This window comes from Enterobacter sp. ECC-219, from assembly GCF_043966805.1.
GTDB classification, from domain to species: domain Bacteria; phylum Pseudomonadota; class Gammaproteobacteria; order Enterobacterales; family Enterobacteriaceae; genus Enterobacter; species Enterobacter cloacae_N.
The window spans coordinates 821,088-842,732 of sequence record NZ_CP143680.1; the positions used below are offsets into that span (position 1 = coordinate 821,088).

The 21,645-nt window shown below is 55.8% G+C and carries 17 protein-coding genes; 8 read left to right on the forward strand and 9 right to left on the reverse strand.

Annotated elements, in window-relative coordinates:
• Positions 1-156 precede the first annotated feature (156 nt).
• Positions 157-1,695 carry an aldehyde dehydrogenase AldB gene (aldB, locus tag V1603_RS03810; RefSeq protein WP_166709708.1) on the forward strand — a complete coding sequence of 513 codons (1,539 nt, stop codon included), beginning with the start codon at positions 157-159 and terminating at the stop codon, positions 1,693-1,695.
• Here the strand turns inward: aldB and V1603_RS03815 are convergent.
• Complete coding sequence (locus V1603_RS03815; RefSeq protein ID WP_116343034.1) at positions 1,692-2,657, reverse strand: LysR family transcriptional regulator; 966 nt, start codon at positions 2,655-2,657, stop codon at positions 1,692-1,694. The genes aldB and V1603_RS03815 overlap by 4 nt on opposite strands.
• Positions 2,658-2,774: 117 nt before the next feature.
• Between V1603_RS03815 and V1603_RS03820 the strand changes: the two genes are divergently transcribed.
• The 3 genes from V1603_RS03820 (at position 2,775) to V1603_RS03830 (ending at position 4,329) form a co-directional block, all read left to right on the forward strand.
• Positions 2,775-3,515: a MipA/OmpV family protein gene (locus V1603_RS03820; RefSeq protein WP_116343036.1), complete on the forward strand. Its 741-nt coding sequence runs from the start codon at positions 2,775-2,777 to the stop codon at positions 3,513-3,515.
• 209 nt (positions 3,516-3,724) lie between these two features.
• Positions 3,725-3,910: a type II toxin-antitoxin system HicA family toxin gene (locus V1603_RS03825; protein ID WP_041911637.1), complete on the forward strand. Its 186-nt coding sequence runs from the start codon at positions 3,725-3,727 to the stop codon at positions 3,908-3,910.
• 14 nt (positions 3,911-3,924) lie between these two features.
• Positions 3,925-4,329 (forward strand): type II toxin-antitoxin system HicB family antitoxin, encoded by a 405-nt coding sequence (locus V1603_RS03830; protein WP_395313521.1) that lies wholly within the window; start codon positions 3,925-3,927, stop codon positions 4,327-4,329.
• A gap of 29 nt (positions 4,330-4,358) precedes the next feature.
• Here the strand turns inward: V1603_RS03830 and V1603_RS03835 are convergent, their stop codons facing one another.
• The gene (locus tag V1603_RS03835; protein ID WP_163330042.1) at positions 4,359-6,308 is read right to left on the reverse strand and encodes a glycoside hydrolase family 127 protein; all 1,950 of its coding nucleotides are present in this window, start codon (positions 6,306-6,308) and stop codon (positions 4,359-4,361) included.
• Between the two features lie 10 nt (positions 6,309-6,318).
• Entirely contained in the window at positions 6,319-7,719 is a 1,401-nt protein-coding gene (locus tag V1603_RS03840; protein ID WP_395313522.1) for an MFS transporter, read from the reverse strand.
• A 221-nt stretch (positions 7,720-7,940) separates the two neighbouring features.
• Here V1603_RS03840 and V1603_RS03845 point away from each other — a divergent pair, with 221 nt between their 5' ends.
• On the forward strand, positions 7,941-8,759 hold the full coding sequence (locus tag V1603_RS03845; RefSeq protein ID WP_395313523.1) for a helix-turn-helix domain-containing protein: 819 nt from the start codon (positions 7,941-7,943) through the stop codon (positions 8,757-8,759).
• 27 nt (positions 8,760-8,786) lie between these two features.
• On the opposite strand, the gene avtA is transcribed toward V1603_RS03845, so the two are convergent.
• Together avtA and V1603_RS03855 are read right to left on the reverse strand one after the other, a co-directional pair.
• Positions 8,787-10,043: a valine--pyruvate transaminase gene (gene avtA / locus V1603_RS03850; protein WP_163330044.1), complete on the reverse strand. Its 1,257-nt coding sequence runs from the start codon at positions 10,041-10,043 to the stop codon at positions 8,787-8,789.
• 196 nt (positions 10,044-10,239) lie between these two features.
• Positions 10,240-12,270 (reverse strand): alpha-amylase, encoded by a 2,031-nt coding sequence (locus V1603_RS03855; RefSeq protein ID WP_395313524.1) that lies wholly within the window; start codon positions 12,268-12,270, stop codon positions 10,240-10,242.
• A gap of 314 nt (positions 12,271-12,584) precedes the next feature.
• Here V1603_RS03855 and V1603_RS03860 point away from each other — a divergent pair, with 314 nt between their 5' ends.
• Entirely contained in the window at positions 12,585-13,409 is an 825-nt protein-coding gene (locus V1603_RS03860) for a protein bax (RefSeq protein ID WP_045630274.1), read from the forward strand.
• Between the two features lie 39 nt (positions 13,410-13,448).
• Here V1603_RS03860 and xylR read toward each other — a convergent pair whose 3' ends face one another.
• The 4 genes from xylR to xylF all read right to left on the reverse strand — a co-directional run bounded on the left by xylR (position 13,449) and on the right by xylF (position 18,426).
• A complete protein-coding gene (gene xylR, locus V1603_RS03865; RefSeq protein ID WP_021242460.1) occupies positions 13,449-14,627 on the reverse strand; it encodes a D-xylose utilization transcriptional activator XylR in 1,179 nt (392 codons plus the stop codon).
• 33 nt (positions 14,628-14,660) lie between these two features.
• Positions 14,661-15,842 carry a xylose ABC transporter permease XylH gene (gene xylH / locus V1603_RS03870; protein ID WP_395313525.1) on the reverse strand — a complete coding sequence of 394 codons (1,182 nt, stop codon included), beginning with the start codon at positions 15,840-15,842 and terminating at the stop codon, positions 14,661-14,663.
• Positions 15,820-17,361, reverse strand: coding sequence for a xylose ABC transporter ATP-binding protein (locus V1603_RS03875; protein ID WP_302219346.1), 1,542 nt, complete (start codon positions 17,359-17,361; stop codon positions 15,820-15,822). Before V1603_RS03875 ends, xylH begins: the two co-directional genes overlap by 23 nt.
• Before the next feature lie 72 nt (positions 17,362-17,433).
• Positions 17,434-18,426 carry a D-xylose ABC transporter substrate-binding protein gene (xylF, locus tag V1603_RS03880; RefSeq protein ID WP_008502746.1) on the reverse strand — a complete coding sequence of 331 codons (993 nt, stop codon included), beginning with the start codon at positions 18,424-18,426 and terminating at the stop codon, positions 17,434-17,436.
• A 371-nt stretch (positions 18,427-18,797) separates the two neighbouring features.
• On the opposite strand from xylF, the gene xylA reads away from it, so the two are divergent.
• Positions 18,798-20,120 carry a xylose isomerase gene (gene xylA, locus V1603_RS03885; protein WP_116343112.1) on the forward strand — a complete coding sequence of 441 codons (1,323 nt, stop codon included), beginning with the start codon at positions 18,798-18,800 and terminating at the stop codon, positions 20,118-20,120.
• A gap of 61 nt (positions 20,121-20,181) precedes the next feature.
• A complete protein-coding gene (xylB, locus tag V1603_RS03890) occupies positions 20,182-21,636 on the forward strand; it encodes a xylulokinase (RefSeq protein WP_395313526.1) in 1,455 nt (484 codons plus the stop codon).
• Positions 21,637-21,645: the final 9 nt, after the last annotated feature.

Below are 21,645 nucleotides of genomic sequence, written 5' to 3' on the forward strand. Positions count from 1 at the left end.
CCTCATGAGCGCTTGAGCTGATAAGTATGGCTCAGTAGCAGAAACGAAACGTAAAGTACGGTAATCCGTGATACGGCTCGTAAACCCGTCACCCACTGGCGAGAAAACCGCCAGCCGGGACTACCCTTGTTGTATAACAACAGCAAGGAGACGGTCATGACAAATAATCCTCCCTCTTCGCGTATCCAGCCCGGCGAATATGGTTTTCCCCTCAAGCTGAAGCCCCGCTATGACAACTTTATTGGCGGCAACTGGGTGGCCCCCGTCGACGGCGAATACTATTCCAACCTGACCCCCGTTACCGGCCAGCCGCTGTGCGAGATAGCCAGCTCCGGCAAGCGTGATATCGACCTGGCGCTGGATGCCGCGCACAAAGCGAAAGATAAATGGGGGCATACCTCCGTTCAGGACCGCGCGGCCATTTTGTTCAAAATCGCCGACCGGATGGAGCAGAACCTGGAGCTGCTGGCGACGGCAGAAACCTGGGATAACGGCAAGCCGATCCGGGAAACCATGGCGGCAGACGTGCCGCTGGCTATCGACCACTTCCGCTATTTTGCCTCCTGTATACGCGCGCAGGAGGGCGGGATCAGCGAAGTTGACAGCGACACCGTGGCGTACCACTTCCACGAGCCGCTGGGCGTCGTCGGGCAAATCATTCCGTGGAACTTCCCGCTGCTGATGGCGAGCTGGAAAATGGCCCCTGCGCTGGCCGCCGGGAACTGCATTGTGCTTAAACCGGCGCGTTTAACCCCACTCTCGGTCCTGCTGCTGATGGAAATTGTTGGCGATCTTCTGCCGCCGGGGGTCATTAACGTGGTGAACGGCGCGGGCGGTGAGATAGGAGAATATCTGGCCACCTCAAAACGGATCGCTAAAGTGGCGTTTACCGGGTCGACGGAAGTGGGCCAGCAGATTATGCAGTACGCCACGCAGAACATCATTCCGGTGACCCTGGAATTGGGCGGGAAATCCCCGAACATCTTTTTCGCAGACGTGATGGAGGAAGAGGACGCTTTCTTCGATAAGGCGCTGGAAGGGTTTGCGCTGTTTGCGTTTAACCAGGGCGAAGTCTGCACCTGCCCAAGCCGCGCGCTGGTGCAGGAATCCATCTATGAGCGCTTTATGGAGCGGGCCATTCGCCGCGTCGAGTCAATCCGCAGCGGTAACCCGCTCGATAACGTCACCCAGATGGGGGCACAGGTCTCGCATGGCCAGCTGGAAACCATCCTTAACTACATTGATATCGGTAAGAAAGAAGGGGCGGATATTCTGACCGGCGGTCGCCGTAAGGTGCTCGGCGGGGATCTGCAGGAAGGGTATTACCTTGAGCCGACGATCCTGTTCGGGCAGAACAACATGCGCGTCTTCCAGGAGGAAATTTTCGGACCGGTTCTGGCCGTGACTACCTTCAAAACGATGGAGGAGGCGCTGGAAATTGCCAACGACACGCCGTATGGCCTGGGGGCGGGCGTCTGGAGCCGCAACGGTAATCTGGCCTATAAAATGGGCAGGGGCATTCAGGCCGGGCGCGTCTGGACCAACTGCTACCACGCCTATCCGGCGCACGCGGCATTTGGTGGTTACAAGCAGTCGGGCATCGGGCGTGAAACCCACAAGATGATGCTGGAGCATTATCAGCAAACGAAATGTCTGCTGGTCAGCTACTCCGATAAACCGCTGGGGCTGTTTTAATCGCCCAGCTCAGGCCGTCCGTGGGCGGCCTGAGCAATTTGCTGGCGCAGGCAGTTCAGAACGCCATCCAGAACGTATTGCACACGCCATGGCTGGTATTCGCGTTTGCGGAAGATGGCCGTCAGATCGAGCCACCACTCTTCCTGGTGCGGGAAGCAGGGAACCAGCGTGCCCTGCGTTAATTCTCTTTTCAGGCTCTCTTTCGGTGCGAACACAATGCCAAGATTATTTCTTGCCAGCTCCAGGGCCGTCTGCGTATTGTCGCAAATATAATTTCCGGTCACCCGATAATCATGCACATCATCGCTGCCATGCATGCGAAAACGCCAGATATTGGCATCATCGACGAGCATGGAGTCAATCAGGATACACGAGTGATTAATTAAATCTTCAGGTCCGGATAAAGGGTGGTTATTTAAATATGCCTGGGTTGCGAATGCCGTGACGGAATATTTTGTTAACACGCTGGCGACCAGGTTTTCATCTTTCGGCTGAGCATAGGTAATTAAAATATCGCAGTCATCCGGAAAGGAAACGCCTTCTGAAAATTCATTGCGGTTCAGATTATAGGTTTTCAGGGAGATGCGAATGTCCCCGATGTCCTTTATCTGGTGGATCACCTGGCGCGCGAGATAGGTCACGATGCCCGTTGGGGCATAAATCGTGACTTTTCCACGCTTTTCATGCTTATAATCGGCAATGAAATTAACAAGTTGAGTGTGTTTGTCCAGTGTGGCGTCGACATACGGGAGTAACGCTTCACCAAACTGTGTCAGAGCGAGCTGACGGGTCGTGCGCTCAAAAACCTTAAGCCCAACCCGCGTTTCAAAATCAGAGAGATATTTACTGACGTTGGCCTGCGCCATGCCCAGCAGGGCGGCGGCATCACCAATGCTGTGGGTGGCTGCGATGACGGAGATTATTTTTAATTCGCGTGGCTTTAGCTGTAATTTACTCATCATGCGCACCCATCTATATGATTTTATATATAATATTATATAAACCGCAGCGTTGCATTGGCAAATTTGTAACCATTATTATGCGCCCCGCTTGTTTGGCATTTTAATGGATTACACGTAATGACTATTAAATACAATTTACTCATCGCTGCCACGTTATTTGCAGCATCTTCAGCAATGGCCGGAGATTTTTCACTTGGAGCGGGGGCTGTATTTAATGAGTCTCCTTACAAAGGCTATAACGAAAATACTACCGCAGTACCGTTAATTAGCTACGAAGGCGATCGTTTTTACGTTCGTCAGACCACCGGAGGATGGATCCTGTGGAAAGACGCAAAAAATGAATTCAGCCTGACCGCGTCGTGGATGCCGCTGCATTTCGATCCTGATGACAACGACGACCATCAGATGAAGCAGCTTGATGAGCGTAAAGCGTCAGCTTTCCTCGGCGGCGCGTACTACCGCCATGAAAGCTGGGGGTCGCTGAAAGTGGCGGTCTCGGGTGATGCCACGGATGAAAGCGGTGGCGTGGTGGGTGAGGTCTCTTACTTCCGTCCAATCAGGATGGAACGCCTGACCCTTACGCCCTCTGTCGGTATTTTCTATAGCGACGAGAGCTATAACGACTACTACTACGGCGTATCCGGCAGCGAGTCTCGCCGCTCAGGTCTGGATCAATACACCGCCGGTGACAGCTGGACGCCCTACGTTGGCCTGGCGGCTAAATATCAGTTAACCCAGAAGCTGTACCTCAACGCCAGCGCGGTCTACACCGTGTTGCCTGACGACGTGAAGAACAGCCCGATGATCGACCGCGACGACAGCTTCGCGCTGATGACCGGCCTGACGTGGCGTTTCTGATGCGGTAAAGCCGGGTGGCGGCGTTGCCTTGCCCGGCCTACGATCGTGCCTGCATTTTTGTCTGCAATACAATGTATTCCTTTTTCATTTCTCGATGCTTCTTCCCGTTCCGTCAAAACACCGCTGCACTGATGTTCCTTGTGCGCTAATGTGATTTAACCCGATAGCGATGGTGTGTATCATGTGTATAATCATGGAAGGATTGGGATGTGAAAAGTGCGGATGTCATTACTGTTCTGATCGGCCACGGCTGGAAATGTGTCAGAACGAAAGGAAGCCATCATCAGTTTCGCCATCCCGAACAGAAAGGGCTGGTTACCGTCCCACATCCTAAAAAGGATATTAAACCGGGCACGCTCGCGCAGATATGGCGGCAGGCGGGAATTAAACACTGATATCAGGAGTAGTTATGTTTTATCCGGCTTACATTCATTCTGACACCGACGGCAGTGCCAGCGGCTTTTTCCCTGACGTTCCAGGCTGTTTTTTTGCAGGTGACTCCCTGGATGACGCATTTCAGGATGCACGTGAGGCGCTCACAGCGCACTTCGAAGCGCTGTTTGAAATGGATGAAGCATTGCCGCTCCCGGGTAATGTGGAAGCGCACCTGGAAAGCCACCCTGACCACTTCACTGGCGGGCAATGGCTGCTGGTGGATATTAATATGAAACAGTTCGACGGTAGGGCCGAGCGTATCAACATCACGATGCCTCGTCGTTTACTGATGAAGATTGATTCCTTTGTCAGCGAGCATCCGCAGTTCAGCAATCGAAGTGCGTTTCTGGCTGAGGCAGCACGTCGCGTGCTGCCATAGCGTTCAACCTCTCCCGTGGGTGAGGCTATTCAGCCTTCGTCCACCCATATCCGCATTTCCCCTTCTCCCCGGTTAGCCCAGCTAAACCAGGGAATAAAGGTCAGCGTCCGGGGCTGACGCTGTACCGGCGAGCGATCGTACTGCCACAGCGCCTCTGTCTCCTTCGCGTGGCCCCCGATCCCCTCCGCCTGTATCAGCATCTTGTGCGCGAAAATGCCTTTGCCTTCAAACACCCGGAACTCGCTCTCTCGTGGCAAGGAGAGGTTATGCAGGTTGGCGCCGTTATCCGCTTCTTCCAGGCAGTAAACCAGCGGGCCGCGCTGGAGCGCGACTTTACCCGCCTGCTGGCGCACCTGGGGGTTACCGTACACGCGGCGGACCGGCATCGGTAGCGTGAGGGTCAGGGTATCGCCTTCCTGCCAGCGGCGGCTGAGATAGAGGTATCCACGGGATATCTCGCCAGTCATGGCTTCGCCATTCAGCGAAACAGCAGGTTCCGCACACCAGTCCGGTAGCCTGAGTGCCAGCGTATGGGTGACCGGAACCGGCGAGGTGATTTCGATCTTCACCTGCTCCTGCCACGGATAGTTACCGCTAATGCGCAGCTGTAGGGTGCTATCACCCACCGGAATGGCGACGTCGTTCCCCACGTACAGGTTGATCAACAGCGCATCCGGGCGAACGGTATAAATATAGTGCCCCAGCGAGGTCAGCACGCGGGCAATGTTCGGCGGGCAACAGGCGCAGCCGAACCAGCGCTGGCGCACCGGCTTCACGTGGTCATAGATATGGTTAAAGGCCAGCGTTTTCGGATGCACCTCCAGCGGGTTCACGTAAAAGAAATGCTTACCGTCCAGCGCCATCCCGCCCAGCACCGTATTGTACAGCGCGCGCTCCATCACGTCGGCGTAGTGGCCGTCTGCCTCCATCTCCAGCATCCGGCGGGCAAACATCATCAGGCCAATGGAGGCGCAGCTTTCGGCATAGACCGTATCGTTGGGCAGATCGTAATCGCTGCTGAACGCCTCGCCGCTGCTCTGCGAGCCAATCCCGCCGGTAATGTACAGCTGGCGCTGCGCCATGTTGTTCCACAGCCGCAGACAGTCCTGCCGTTTACCCTCGTCATGACTCAGGCGCGCCAGGTGCGCCATGCCCGCCATCAGGTAGACGAAACGCACCGCGTGGCCGATGGCCGTTTGCTGCTCGGCAAGCGGCTGATGCGCCTGGCTGTAGGCTTTGTCCTTGACCATCCACGCCGGGCCATAGGTGTTCCAGTAAGACGTTTTGCCGCGCTTCTCGTATTCGGTATCGTAGAAGTGAGGCTGCGCGCCGCGTTCTTCGATAAAGTATTTCACCAGATTGAGATAGCGCGGCTCCTGCGTGACATCGTACAGCCGCATCAGCGCCAGCTCGATTTCCGGATGGCCAGGGTAACCGTGCAGCTGTGTTTCGCCCGGGCCAAACACGCTGTCGATATGGTCCGCCAGCCTGCACACCACGTCCAGCAGGCGACGTTTTCCGGTTCCCTGGAAATACGCCACGCCCGCTTCAATCATATGTCCGGCGCAGTACAGCTCGTGGCATTCGGCCAGATTCGTCCAGCGTTCCTCGGGGGCTTTTACCGTAAAGTAGGTATTGAGGTAGCCATCTTCACACTGCGCCGCCGCGACCAGCGAAATCACCTCGTCGGCGGTTTTTTCCAGTTCTGCATCCGGTTTCTGGCACAGCGACCACGCCACGGCTTCGAGCCATTTCGCCACGTCGCTGTCCTGAAACACCATCCCGTAGAACTCACCCTGTTCCAGACCGGCCGCGATGCGGAAGTTGGCGATGGCGTGGCTGGGTTCGGCCTCCGCCACGCGGTCGTTCAGCGCATCCCACTGGTAGGGGATGACCACGTCCCGGACCAGCCGTTGATACTGCCCGAGAAACGGGTCGTTGATTTTCAGCTGGTGCAGATCGGGTTCCATTATGGACATAGCGTTCTCCTCAGGACGGTACGTGACGCTGGCGCAGATCGGTGGCAATGCGCGACATCACAGAGTTGTTAAGCCTGCACCAGCGGATAGCGACCGCCAGCAGCAGGTGGAAAAGGGCAGGCAGCAGCGTCTCCATGGCGGTGATGCCCTGCAATGAGGCTGGCGTCTGGTTGCCCGTGCCTGGCTGATAGGCCACGGCGATAAACACCAGGCTGATGATCCCGGCGCTGGACGCCCATGCGAGCTTGATGAAAAACAGGTTGAAGGCGAAGTTCATGCCCGAGGAGCGCACGCCGGTTTTCCATTCACCGTAGTCGTCGGCAAAGGCCATGAGCGAGAAGTGCAGCGGCAGAGTGAAGCCCAGGATCACGCCGTTGCTTAAAATGACGATCAGCCATAGCGTCTGGTGCGCCGGGCCACCCGGCAGGAACCACATACCTACCGCAAGTACCGCGAGCACCAGGTTGGTGTGGTAGTAGAGTTTGACGGTATCAATGCGGCGCGACAGCGGGCTGACGATCACCGCGCCCAGAATGGCGGCGAAGGTCACCATTGTGAAAAATAGCGAGGTGTACGCCGTGCTGCCTTGCAGCACGTAAGTGATGAAGTACATATAACCGCCGCCGCGAATATTGAAGACGTTGATCAGCAGGAACGACATCACCAGCATCAGCAGCAGCTGATCGTTTTTACGCAGACCCGCCAGGTGCTCGCGCAGGGTGAATTTGCCCATCAGCGCCAGCGGGACGCGTTCGCGCACCCAGAAGAAGCAGCACAGGAACATCACCACGGCGATGGCGCACAGCACGCCAACGCCCAGCTGATAACCCCGGGCAGCATTGCCCTGACCCAGCTCCGCGACCAGCCACGGCAGGCCAACGGAGACCAAAAAGCCCGCCACGCCGCACAGCACGAAGCGCCAGGACTGGCAGGCGATCACCTCGTTGTGGCGGGTGGTCATGGTGTTAATCAGCGCGCAGTAGGGCACGTTGATGGCGGTATAGCCCACGGACAGCAGCAAATAGGTGCCGAATGCCCAGGCGATTTTCACGCTCATACTGGCGTCCGGGACGGTGAAGGTCAGTACGCCAACGATCCCGATGGGGAGCGCGACCCACAGCTGCCAGGGGCGAAAGCGTCCCCAGCGGCTCTGTGTGCGGTCAGCAATGACGCCCATCACCGGATCGGAAATGGCGTCAAACACGCGAAGGGCAATAAACAGCGTGCCCACCAGCGCAGGGGTGAGGCCAAATACATCGGTATAGAAAAAGGTCAGAAAGTTCATGATCAGGCAGGTAATTACCGTGCCGCCCGCATCGCCCAGGCCGTAGCCAATTTTCTCGCGGACGGAGAGCCGGTCATCGACTTTCTGGTTTGCAACGTCTGCGTCTGTAATCGGTGTGGAAGTCATGGGTAACTCCTCGATAAACGATTTTTTATCGTATTTGTAGGTACCCTGTTTATTCTGCATTCAACGGCCAGACCAACAAGGGAAGGGAAAAGTATAAAAAGGTGACGATTCCGACCTGATGATGAAAATGTGATTCCGATCGGACAGTTGTTCGAATATTGATTAATAATCAACGTCTAAGTCGAAAATTAACGGTAATAAAAGCGGAATGGTGAATATCCATGCTCGAATTATCCATAGCGCTTCCGGTTAAGGTCCAAAACGGCGGGTTGTTTATTTCCCGCGGAGTGGGCCGCCATCCTGCGCGAAAATTAACGTCATGGGAGATTATTTTTGTCGAAAAAGGAACATTAACGCTCCAGGAAGAAAGCACGTTATTTGAGGTAAAAGCAGGAGAGAGTTTGCTGCTCTGGCCGGGCCGTCGGCACGTGGGGGTGGAAGATTTTCCGGCGGACCTGCGCTTTTACTGGCTCCATTTTGAGGTGGAGTTGCATGATTCAACGTTACCCAACGCCGCTCCTCTTGCAATAGAACAACATTGCCGCGTAAGGGATGCGGAATATGTGATTGCGCTATTTCGGCAATTCCTCAGCGAGCAGGAGAAATTACAGCGAAGTATGGCGCTGGAGATGATTTTATTATTGATTTTACAGCAGGTGTCCCGTTCGTCAGGATATGAAGATAACGCGGATCAGGCCGGTGCGGCGATGGCCTGGAAGGCAAAACAGCTTATTCGTACGCAGTTTCATTTACCAATATCCACATCGCAGCTGGCAAAAGCGTTGCACTGTAATGCAGATTATCTCGGGCGTGTATTTCGCCGGACTTTCCATTTAACCCTGACGGAGGCGATACATCGCCAGCGCGTCAGGGCGGCGGAAAAACTGCTGCTCAACGATTCTGCATCGTTAACCGAGGTCGCAATGCGCTGCGGCTTTAATGACGTGGGGTATTTCCGGCAGATATTTTCTAAGCATACCGGGTTAACCCCCGCCGTGTGGAAACGGCGGTACTGTAAGGAGCATATTAACTCCGGCTGACCCGGCGGCATAATCTGGCGTAACGCGTTACTGACCGGCTTCGTGCCAGGCTTTTTCGATTTCTTCGGCGAGAATTTTGACGCCTGCTTCAATTTTTTCCGGATCGGGCACGTAGTTCATGCGCATGCACTGGTGAGTATGTGGCCACGGCTTATCCAGACCCGGGAAGAAGTAATCGCCCGGCACCATCAGCACGCCGCGCTTTTTCAGGCGCTGGTAGAGCAGCTCGGTGGTAATCGGCAAATCCTTAAACCACAGCCAAAGGAAAATCGCCCCTTCAGGTTTATGGATCAGGCAGCGCTCTTCCGGTAAATAGCGGCGAAGCGTCGCGATTGTCTCCTGAACGCGCTGGAAATAGAACGGCTTGATCACTTCATTAGACAGACGCAGCAGGTCGTTACGCTTAATCATTTCGCACATCATCGCCGGGCCAATGCCGCCCGGTGAAAGGCTGATAATGCCGTTCATATTGGTAATAGCGGTGATGATTTTCTCGTTAGCGATGATGATGCCGCAGCGGCTGCCCGGCAGGCCCAGCTTGGAGAGGCTCATGCACAGGACAATGTTCGGGTTCCACAGCGGACGCGCTTCGCTGAAGATAATTCCCGGGAACGGCACGCCGTAGGCGTTATCGATCACCAGCGGAATGCCGTGCTGATTCGCGAGCGCATCCAGCTTCATCAGTTCGTCGTCGGTGATGACGTTGCCCGTTGGGTTAGTCGGGCGCGATACGCAGATCATCCCCGTCTCTTCACCAATATGCAGGTGTTCAAAATCGACGTGATATTTGAACTGGCCTTCCGGCAGCAGCTCGATGTTCGGACGCGCGGAGACGAACAGATCCTCTTCCAGGCCGGAATCGGCGTAGCCGATGTACTCCGGTGCCAGCGGGAACAGCACTTTTTTGGTCGTGCCGTCGGCGCGACGTCCTGCGAACAGGTTAAACAAGTAGAAAAACGCGCTCTGGCTGCCGTTTGTCAGTGCAATATTCTGTGGTTCGATATCCCAGCCCAGCTCTTCACGCAGCATTTTGGCAAGGAGAGTCAGCAGCTCGGTTTTACCCTGCGGACCGTCATAATTGCATAGCGCATCGGTCGCTTTACCGTTTTCCAGCATCTGTGCGAGCAGTGTCTGGAAATAGGTCGTCATCTCCGGAATTTGCGCCGGGTTTCCGCCGCCGAGCATGATGGCGCCCGGAGTGCGCAGCCCGTCGTTGAGGTCCTCCATCAGGCGAGTAATGCCTGAATGGCGGGTGAATTTGTCGCCGAAAAGTGAAAACGTCATAGCAGGTGTTCTATCGAGCTTATTTTGAAAGTGGGTAACCATAACGCTAGCACCGTGCTGGTGCAAATCGGGGGATGTGGTCGGATTTGTCGTTTTATATGGTAGGTTTGGATTTGTGTAGTGAATAGTTCTGGTTGAATTCCCCTCATCCCGGCCCTCTCCCCTCTGGGGAGAGGGTTAGGGTGAGGGGTATGATCTACTGATTACCCGCCCATACCACCATCACCTTATCGCCCTTGTGCTCGCGCACGAAGCCATACCCTTCTTTCAGCGGCAGCGTGGTTTGCTTGCCTTCGCCAATTGCCGGATGGCGGGCGCGGAACTGGCCCAGCGTTTGCCAGTGGGCAACGGTTAAGGCCTGCTTGCCCGTGACGTCCTGCCAGTTCATATCTGACCGGGTACCCTGTAGTGGGTCGGAGCCTGTCGGCCCGAACGGACGCTCGGATTCATCCCCGTAATAGATTTGCACGCTGCCCGGCGCTAACAGGAGCAGCTCCGCAGCGCGCTGGCCCCCTTCGCGGAACAGACGCGTATCATGTGATGAGAGGTAGCTCAGCACGTTGAAGCTTTGCAGCTTCTCCGCCATCTGCTGCCAGGTAAGGTCCATATCGGCCAGGCAATCCACCGCTTTTGCCGCCTGCTCCTGATAATCAAAATTAATCATCGCATCAAAACCGTGGCGGTAATAATCGCTTTGCATCACCCCGTGGCCCCAGGATTCTCCGGTCATCCAGAACGGTGCGTTATCGAGCTTTTTGTCCGGGTTAGCCCCTTTCCAGGCGGCCAGCGCATGGCTTGCCTGGTCTTTCAACTGTTGCCAGGCATCAAGCTCGACGTGCTTCGCGGTATCCACCCGGAAACCGTCAATGCCGTAGTCGCGCACCCACTGGCTGAGCCAGTGGGTGAGATAGTCGCGTGGGGTATACCCCGGGATGGCTTTCGCGTGGGTATCGGGCTTGTATTGATAGAAGTTGGGCAGGCCTGAAGGGGCGGTGGATTCCGTTTTCAGGTCCGGGAGAAATGCCAGCGACATGGTTAAATCGTCGAAGCCGGGGTTGTCGTAATCGCCAATGTCGGTGCGGATCCATTTCTTGCCCCACCATTTTTCCCATGCGGCTTTGTCGCTGAAGTTGATGTAATCGTTGAAGCTATGCCAGCTTTGGCCCGCGCCAGGCTTCCAGTCAGTCCAGCGGTCTCCCAGCGTCTTTTTCAACTCATCGCCCTGCAGATACAACGCGCCAAACTGGTACGCCTGCATGTCCGCAAGCGTCGCGTAGCCCGCGTGGTTCATGACGATATCGAACAGGATGCGAATGCCGCGCCTGTGCGCTTCATCGACAAGATGGCGCAGGTCATCCTCGGTGCCCATGTTGGCATCAAGCTTCGTCCAGTCCTGGGTGTAGTAGCCGTGATAGGCGTAGTGTGGGAAATCCCCTTTGGTGCCACCGCCTACCCAGCCGTGGATCTGCTCAAGCGGGGAGCTTATCCAGAGCGCATTCACCCCCAACTGCTGTAAATAGTCGAGCCTGCTGGCGAGCCCTTTGAGATCGCCACCGTGGAAGGTACCAATCTCCTGCATGCCGTCTTTGTGGCGGTCATAGCTGTTGTCGTTGCTCGGGTCGCCATTCACAAAGCGGTCGGTAAGCACAAAATAGACGGTGGCGTTCTGCCAGCTAAACGGCGCTGGCTTGTCGGTTTCGGCGCGCTCAAGCAGCAGCAGGCCACCACTGCTGGCGGCGGGCTGTAGGGTAATGTTTCCGTTCTGCACCGTCGCGGTCTGTTTACTGTAAAAATCACGCACCACGGAGCCTTCCGGGAAGGTATGGCTGACGTCCAGCGTCAGCGGTTTACCGTCCCACTTCGGGCACTGGCGGATAACGTTTGCAACCGACTGTTCTGCGGCACTCTGAATTGTCAGCAGCAGGGTGGGCGTGCCGGAGCGGGTATCAATCCGCATCTGGTAGTCACCGTCGCGGAAAAGGCGCCACTGCGGCGGCGTGCCGTCACAGGGCTTAAGCGACAGCATCTCATTGAGTTTTATCGCCTCCGCAGGCTGCCAGCACGTCTTGTCAAAACTCAGCGTCAGAGGGCGCGTACCCTTCGCAAGCTTTGTCTGGCTGGTGAAAATGCCGGTGCCTTCGGCGCGAAATGCGTTAAACCCCGGCGATGACCAGTCGGCATGTGCCAGAGCGGGTAACAGCAGAAGAGCTAATGCGGTGCGTTTCATTCCATTTTCCTGTCGCGGCATTTTTGACCAGTGTGCCATCAGGATGCGGTGAAAAACTCATCCCCCATCGCTTTCTCCCGGGAGGACGTGTGAGGATGAGTGATCCCGCGCAAAATGAGGCAGTTATCTGCGATATCGCACACATTTTTTCAGGAATGATGTTTTTGTGAGCAATTTTCAGGTGACATAGTTTCGGAATTGGACTATTTCTATACGTGCTCTTGAAGTCTATTTTTGATATGATTTGAGATTCCGCTCTCAAATTTGTGAAAAAAATAAGGTGTTGGGATGATTACATCCGACCAGGAGACCTAATGATATCGACTCCCATTCGACGATATGGGGCCGCGATACTCATGTTACTCACCACGACATTTTCGGGTGGGGTGCTTGCGAAGACGCACACGGATACAACGAGTAAGAAAGCCCACGTAATAAAGACGACAAGTAGTAAGGTTAGCAGTAAACAAGAGTATTCTCGCAATAGTGCAAAGAGTAGTTCACTTCCTGATTTGCGAAAATACCCTTCCGGAACACCAAGAAAAAAAGCGTTTCTCCGGACGGTAATGCCTTACATAACAAGTCAAAATGCCGCGATTACGGCGGATCGTAACTGGCTGATTTCAAAACAGTACGATAGCCGCTGGTCGCCGTCTGAACGCGCGCGTCTGAAAGACATCACGAAGCGCTACAAGCTGAGCTGGAACGGTAACACGCGTCGCGTACCGTGGAATGCTCTCCTTGAGCGTGTGGACATTATCCCAGGCAGCATGGTTGCGACCATGGCGGCAGCCGAAAGCGGCTGGGGGACGTCTAAGCTGGCGCGTAATAACAACAACCTGTTCGGCATGAAATGTGCGAAAGGTCGTTGTAATAATGCGCCCGGTAAGGTGAAGGGCTATTCTCAGTTCGAATCAGTAAAAGATTCCGTGAATGCTTACGCGGTGAATCTTAATACGCACCCGGCCTACTCATCGTTCCGTAAATCACGCGCTCAGTTGCGTAAAGCGGATCAGGAAGTGACGGCCAGTGCGATGATTCACAAGCTGAAAGGTTATTCGACGAAGGGAAATAGCTATAACAACTATCTGTTCGCTATGTACCAGGATAACCAGCGCTTAATCGCCGCCCATATGTAATGTCAAAAAACGCCTTCCACCTGGAAGGCGTTTTCTTTTCTATATCAGCACCTCGCTGTGGCGATCCCGATACTCTTTTGGGGTGGTGTCATACTCTTTGCGAAACACCGAATAGAAATACTGCAGCGACGGGTATCCGCACATCTGCGAGATTTCGTTGATCGACAGTGACGTGGAGATGAGCAGGCTGCGGGCCTTCTCCAGCTTCTCCGCATGGATGACGGCATGAATAGTCTCGCCCACCTCTTCTTTGAAGCGCTTCTCCAGATTCGAGCGGGAAATGCCCACCGAGTCCAGCACCTGATCGACCTTAATCCCTTTGCAGGCGTGGTTGCGAATATAGTGCATGGCCTGAATGACAGCCGGGTCGCTTAGGGAGCGATAATCGGTTGAGCGACGTTCCACAACGCGGACAGGCGGCACCAGCAGGCGCTGAAGCGGCAGAGATTCTTTATCGAGCAGGCGATGCAGCAACTTCGCCGCCTGATAGCCCATCTGACGCGTGCCCTGCGCAACGGAGGAGAGCGCCACGCGGGACAGATAGCGGGTCAGTTCTTCGTTATCAATGCCAATCACGCACAGTTTTTCGGGCACTGGAATGTGTAAGTGTTCGCAGACCTGCAGCACGTGGCGCGCACGCGCGTCCGTCACGGCTATGATACCGGTTTGTGGTGGCAGCGTTTGCAGCCAGTCCGCCAGGCGGTTTTGCGCGTGCTGCCAGTTCTCTGGTGCGGTTTCCAGCCCCTGATAGACCACGCCGCGGTACTTCTCCTGCGCGACAAGCTGGCAAAACGCATGTTCGCGCTCAACGGCCCAGCGCTTGCCGCTGGTGGCGGGTAAACCATAAAACGCGAAGCGATGGACGCCCTTCTCTTTTAAATGGAGAAAGGCGGCCTCGACCAGGGCATGGTTATCGGTGGCGATATAGTGGACCGGGGGATAGTGTTCGGGTGAATGGTAGGAGCCGCCGACGCCCACTATCGGGACGTCGACGTCGGTCAGCAACTGCTCGATGACGGGGTCGTCATAGTCGGCGATGACGCCGTCCCCCAGCCAGTCTTTAATGTTCTCCAGACGGGTGCGGAAGTCTTCCTCAATAAAGATATCCCACTCGGATTGCGACGCCTGCAAATATTCACCGACACCTTCCACCACCTGACGGTCGTAGGCTTTGTTGGCATTGAATAACAACGTAATGCGGTGACGCTTTTCAAACATGGCTCACTTCCCAATTAAGTCACTATACGGTTATCAGGCCCGTCGCTTGGTGGCAGAATCCATCCAGACTGCCAGTAAAAGAATGGCCCCCTTGACGATATACTGCCAAAACGTCGGGACGTCCATCATACTCATCCCGTTATCCAACGACGCCATGATAAATGCCCCCATGACCGCGCCCGCCACGCTCCCGATACCGCCTGCGAGGCTGGTGCCACCGATGACGCAGGCGGCGATAGCATCCAGCTCGGCGATGTTGCCGGCGGAGGGAGAACCGGCCCCCAGACGCGAGCTGAGGATCAACCCGGCGATAGCGACCATGAGGCCGTTAATGGCGAAAACAGCCAGCTTGGTACGTTCGACGTTAATACCCGAGAGGCGGGCAGCTTCAAGGTTGCCGCCGATGGCATAAATACGGCGGCCAAACGCGGTACGCGTCGCCATAAACATGCCGCCCAGCAGCAAAAGCGCCAGCACCAGCACCGGCGTCGGAACGCCGCGATAGTCGTTAAGAAGCCAGATGGCACCCAGCACAATGACCGCCGTCAACGCCTGACGTCCCACCACCGACGTTGACGCTGGCGATGCAAGCCCCAGCGCCTGACGGCGCATGCGTCCACGCCACTGCCACGCGACAAACGCCAGCAGCCCCACCACGCCGATCGTAAAGCCGATGCTATCGGAGAGGTAACTCTGACCAATCTGCGACATGGCTGCGCTGGTCGGGGAGACGGTGGTACCGTTGGTAATACCGATCAAGATCCCGCGAAAGGCCAGCATCCCCGCCAGGGTGACAATGAACGATGGCACCTTACGGTAAGCAACCCACCAGCCGTTCCAGGCGCCTAAAACCAGCCCCAGCACCAGCGTCACCGCCACTGTCAGCGGCAGCGGCCAGCCAAGCCAGACGTCAAAAATCGCCGCCACGCCGCCGAGAAGACCCATCATTGACCCGACAGACAGGTCGATTTCCGCAGAGATGATCACAAACACCATGCCCACGGCCAGGATGCCTGTGATGGCGGTCTGGCGGAGCAGGTTGGAGACGTTTCGCGCGCTCAAGTACGAGCCATCCGTCATCCAGGTAAAGAACAGCATGATGACGATAATCGCCGCGATCATCACGAAAACCTGCAGGTTCAGCGCTTTTAGCCCAGCGAACGCGCCGGGCGTCGGAACAGCGACTTTGATATCAGACGGATTGCTTTTCGACATGACGTTCGCTCCTTAAAGCGGCTTCCATCACCTGCTCCTGCGTCAGATTCTGGTTAATCAGGTTGGCTTTCAGTTTTCCCTCGTGCATGACCAGCACGCGGTCGCTCAGGCCGAGCACTTCGGGTAACTCAGACGAAATGACGATGACGGCAATCCCTTGCTGTACAAGCTGATTAATCAGTTTGTAGATTTCGTATTTGGCACCGATATCGATCCCGCGCGTCGGTTCATCAAGGATTAATATGCGTGGATTGAGGAGCAGGCAGCGCGCCAGAATCGCCTTCTGCTGGTTACCCCCGCTCAGGCGGCCGATTGCCAGTTCCGGCGAAGAGGTTTTGACCTTCAGCCGGGCAAGCGACTGGAGGATGCACTGCTGCTCGGCGGCATCATCCAGGCTGCTCAGCGCGCCGGAGAACCGATCGAGTGCCGCAAGCGTAATGTTTTTACCCACCGCCATGACCGGTACTATGCCGTCTTTTTTGCGGTCTTCCGGCACCATGGCAATGCCGCGGGCAATCGCCTGCTGGCAGCTGTCGATTTTCACCGGCTGGCCGTCGATATAAATTGTGCCCTCCCAGCGTCCTGGCCACACGCCAAACAGGCACTGCACGGCTTCGGTGCGCCCGGCACCGACGAGGCCCGCAATCCCAAGAATTTCGCCGCTGTGAAGGGAAAACGAAACGTTATTTACCCGCTTGATGTGGCGGTTGACGGGGTGCCAGGCGGTGAGGTTCTCCACGCGCAGGATTTCATCGCCCGTTGTGTGGGGTTCATTCGGGTAGAGTGCCGTCAGCTCGCGGCCCACCATCATGGTGATGATGTCATCTTCGCTCATGCCTGCGGCTTCACGCGTGCCGATGTGTTGTCCGTCGCGGATCACGCAGATGGTGTCCGAAATGGCTTTGACCTCGTTCAGCTTATGCGAAATGTAGATACAGGCGATGCCGTGGTTTTGCAGATCGCGGATGATATTGAGCAGAACCGCGGTTTCCTGCTCGGTGAGCGAGGCCGTTGGCTCATCGAGGATCAGCAGCCTGACCTGTTTATTCAGCGCCTTCGCAATTTCGACCAGCTGCTGTTGCCCCAGACCCAGATCGCCCACGCGGGTATCCGGCGAAATGTGGAGGCTCACCTGCGCCAGCAGCTTTTCACAGCGGAGCGTCATGGTGTCGTAATCCAGCACGCCGTGGCGGGAAATCTCGGCTCCGAGGAAGATGTTCTCCAGCACGGTGAGATGCTTCACCAGCGCCAGCTCCTGGTGAATGATGGCAATGCCTTTACGTTCGGTGTCGCGAATGTGTGTCGCCTGGATGACTTCACCGGCAAAGACGATTTCGCCTTCATAACTGCCGTGCGGGTAGATCCCGCACAGCACTTTCATCAGCGTTGATTTGCCCGAACCGTTCTCGCCACACAGCGAAACCACTTCGCCGGGGTTCAACCGGAGACTGACGTTGTCGACGGCTTTCACCGCGCCGAAGCGCTTGGTGATGCTTTTCATTTCAAGTAAATAAGGCATAACTGCTCCACATAACCCGAGGGAAGAACAGTACAACGTGATGCGCCCCTGCAGGGCAGGGGCAGCGCCGGATTACAGTTCGCTCTTCTTGTGGAAACCGTCTTTAATCACGGTGGCGTCAATGTTCTCTTTATTGACTTCAATTGGCGTGAGCAGGCGAGCCGGAACGTCTTTCAGGCCGTTATTCAGCGTCGCGTCTGCTTTAGGTTGCTTACCGTTGCCCAGCTCAACGGCGATTTCTGCCGCCGTATTGGCAAGCTCGGTAATCGGTTTGTAGACCGTCATGGTCTGGGTACCTGCGATAATGCGTTTTACGCCTGCCAGATCGGCATCCTGGCCAGAAATCGCAACTTTACCAGCCAGCCCCTGGGCGCTCAGGGCCTGAATAGCCCCACCTGCGGTGGCATCGTTGGAGGCCACAACAGCGTCAATTTTGTTGTTATTGGCCGTCAGCGCGTTTTCCATAATCTTCAGGGCATTTTCTGGCAACCATCCGTCGGCCCACTGATCGCCAACCACCTTAATTTTTCCGTTGTCGATGTACGGCTTAAGGACCTTCATTTGCCCTTCGCGGAACAGTTTGGCGTTGTTATCCACCGGCGAACCGCCCATCAGGAAATAATTGCCCTGAGGCACTTTGTCGATCAGGCTTTGCGCCTGTAATTCGCCCACTTTTTCATTGTCGAAGGAAATATAATAATCAATATCGGCATTATTAATCATGCGGTCATAAGCGAGAACTTTTATCCCTTCCTGCTTCGCTTCTTTCACCACATTACTTAATACCTGGCCGTTGTAAGGGATAATGACCAGAACATCGACTCCCCGGTTGATCATATTCTCGATCTGCGACATTTGCGTTTCTTCATTGCCGTTAGCCGACTGTACAAACACATTCGCACCGAGTGATTCCGCTTTTTTCACAAAAATATCGCGATCTTTTTGCCAGCGCTCCAGACGCAGGTCGTCAATCGCCATGCCAATTTTGACCTCCTTGGCATGCCCTGCAAAGCTTGCAAGGAGGAGCGTAGTGCAGAGCGTTAAGGTCAGGTTCTTTATCTTCATAATTATTAGGCCTTTTTGTAGGGGTATGTGTTGCTGAGATAAAAGAAACATTCACTGCTGGGTCGCAGCAAATTTTTAACGCGGAAAGGCGGGCTGGCAATTACAGATTTTTATCTTCTCATTACGATATTTGGTTTATTTCTGAATTTATGACCGCGATCGGATTTTAAAATTCGTAACGCCTTAATTACATTTGATTCTGCAATGCGCGCCGAAAAATAGTTTGTCTGCGCATTATTTTGCGAGCCAGCGCACAGTTGTGCATTCTCTCAATAGCAGTGTGAAATAACGTAATTGAGCAACCCAAAATGTCTATTCACTATTACTCCTGTATCAACGACTCGCCGCATACCCTGATTATGGAGCTCAATATGCAAGCTTATTTCGACCAACTCGATCGCGTTCGTTACGAAGGCCCAAAAACGACCAATCCTTTAGCATTTCGTCACTACAACCCGGATGAGCTGGTGCTGGGTAAGCGCATGGAAGATCATTTGCGCTTTGCCGCCTGTTACTGGCATACCTTCTGCTGGAACGGCGCCGATATGTTCGGCGTCGGTTCCTTTGACCGTCCGTGGCAGCAGCCGGGTGAGGCCATCGAGCTGGCGAAACGCAAAGCCGATGTGGCGTTTGAGTTCTTCCACAAGCTGAACGTGCCGTACTACTGCTTCCATGATGTTGACGTGTCGCCGGAAGGGGCGTCGCTGAAAGAGTACCTGAACAATTTTGCGCAGATGGTGGATGTGCTGGCGGCAAAACAGCAGCAAAGCGGCGTAAAGCTGCTCTGGGGCACGGCAAACTGCTTCACCAACCCACGCTACGGCGCGGGTGCGGCAACCAACCCGGATCCGGAAGTGTTTAGCTGGGCGGCCACGCAGGTGGTGACGGCAATGAACGCCACGCATCAGCTGGGCGGCGAAAACTATGTCCTGTGGGGCGGTCGTGAAGGCTATGAAACCCTGCTCAACACCGACCTGCGCCAGGAGCGCGAGCAGATTGGCCGCTTTATGCAGATGGTTGTCGACCATAAGCACAAAATCGGCTTCCGCGGCACGCTGCTGATCGAGCCGAAGCCGCAGGAACCGACGAAGCACCAGTATGACTACGACGTGGCGACGGTGTATGGCTTCCTGAAACAGTTCGGTCTGGAAAAAGAGATTAAAGTGAACATTGAGGCCAACCACGCCACGCTGGCGGGCCACTCTTTCCATCACGAAATCGCGTCTGCGATTGCGCTGGGCATCTTCGGCTCTGTCGATGCGAACCGTGGCGATCCACAGCTGGGCTGGGACACCGACCAGTTCCCGAACAGCGTGGAAGAGAATGCGCTGGTGATGTACGAAATCATCAAAGCGGGCGGCTTCACCACCGGCGGCCTGAACTTTGATGCCAAGGTGCGTCGCCAGAGCACCGACAAATACGATCTGTTCTACGGCCACATTGGCGCGATGGACACCATGGCGCTGGCGCTGAAAGTGGCGGCGCGTATGATTGAAGACGGTGAGCTGGATAAACGCGTGGCGAAGCGCTACAGCGGCTGGAACAGTGAGCTGGGCCAGCAAATTTTGAAAGGTCAGTTATCGCTTGCGGAAATCGCGAAGTACGCTGAACAACATCAGCTGGCGCCGCAGCACCAGAGCGGGCACCAGGAGCTGCTGGAAAATCTGGTTAATCACTACCTGTTCGATAAATAACAGCATCCAGGCCCGGTAAGCGGAAGCGCCACCGGGCATTTCTGTCAAAGGAGTCACCGCAATGTATATCGGGATCGATCTGGGCACATCGGGTGTGAAAGCCATCCTGTTAAGCGAGCAGGGCGAGGTGTTAGCAACGCAGACTGAAAAGCTGCAGGTTTCACGCCCGCATCCGCTGTGGTCGGAGCAGGACCCGGAACAGTGGTGGCAGGCGACGGATCGCGCAATTACCGCGTTAGGCGAGCAACATTCTCTGCGTGACGTGAAAGCGCTGGGAATGGCCGGGCAAATGCACGGTGCAACCTTATTGGATAGCGAGCATCGCGTGCTGCGTCCTGCGATCCTCTGGAACGACGGCCGCTGCGCAGAAGAGTGTGCGCTTCTTGAGGAGCGCGTACCTGCCTCCCGTGAAATTACCGGCAACCTGATGATGCCGGGCTTCACCGCACCAAAACTCTTATGGGTTCAGCGCCACGAGCCGGAGATTTTCCGTCAGGTGGCGAAAGTTCTGCTGCCAAAAGACTATCTGCGTTTTCGCATGACGGGCGATTTCGCCAGCGACATGTCCGATGCCGCCGGCACGATGTGGCTCGACGTGGCGAAACGCGACTGGAGCGAGGCGATGCTGGATGCCTGTAATCTGACCCGCGAACACATGCCCGCGCTGTTCGAAGGTAGCGAGATGACGGGCACGCTGCTGCCGAACGTTGCCGAACGCTGGAACATGCCTGCTGTACCGGTGGTGGCCGGAGGCGGCGATAACGCGGCGGGGGCTGTCGGTGTCGGGATGGTTGAGGCGGGGCAGGCGATGCTTTCGCTGGGAACCTCCGGCGTCTATTTTGCCGTTAGCGACGGGTATCGCAGCAACCCTGAAAGCGCCGTACACAGCTTCTGCCACGCCCTGCCTGGAAAATGGCATTTGATGTCGGTGATGCTCAGTGCGGCGTCTTGCCTGGACTGGGCCGCAAAAATCACCGGCATGGCCGACGTTCCGGCGCTCATCTCCGCGGCGCAGCAGGCGGATGACGCGGCGGGTACGGTCTGGTTTTTACCGTATCTTTCCGGCGAGCGTACGCCGCACAACAACCCGGAAGCGAAAGGGGTGTTCTTTGGCTTAACCCATCAACATGGCCCGGCAGAGCTGGCGCGTGCGGTTCTGGAAGGTGTGGGGTATGCACTGGCGGACGGGATGGACGTGGTGCACGACTGCGGCCTGAAGCCGACGAGCGTCACCCTGATTGGCGGCGGAGCGCGAAGCCCTTACTGGCGACAGATGCTGGCGGATATCAGCGGGTTGCAGCTGGATTTCCGCACCGGAGGGGATGTCGGCCCCGCGCTGGGTGCTGCACGACTGGCGCAGATCGCCATGAACCCGGAAAAACCGCTTTCACAGCTGTTGCCGCAGCTTACGCTTGAGCAGGCGCATTTCCCGGACGCTGTACGCTATGCGCGGTACACGGAAAGGCGCGACGTATTCCGCAAAATCTATCAGCAGCTGCTGCCGCTTATGTCTTAAATACGCTTG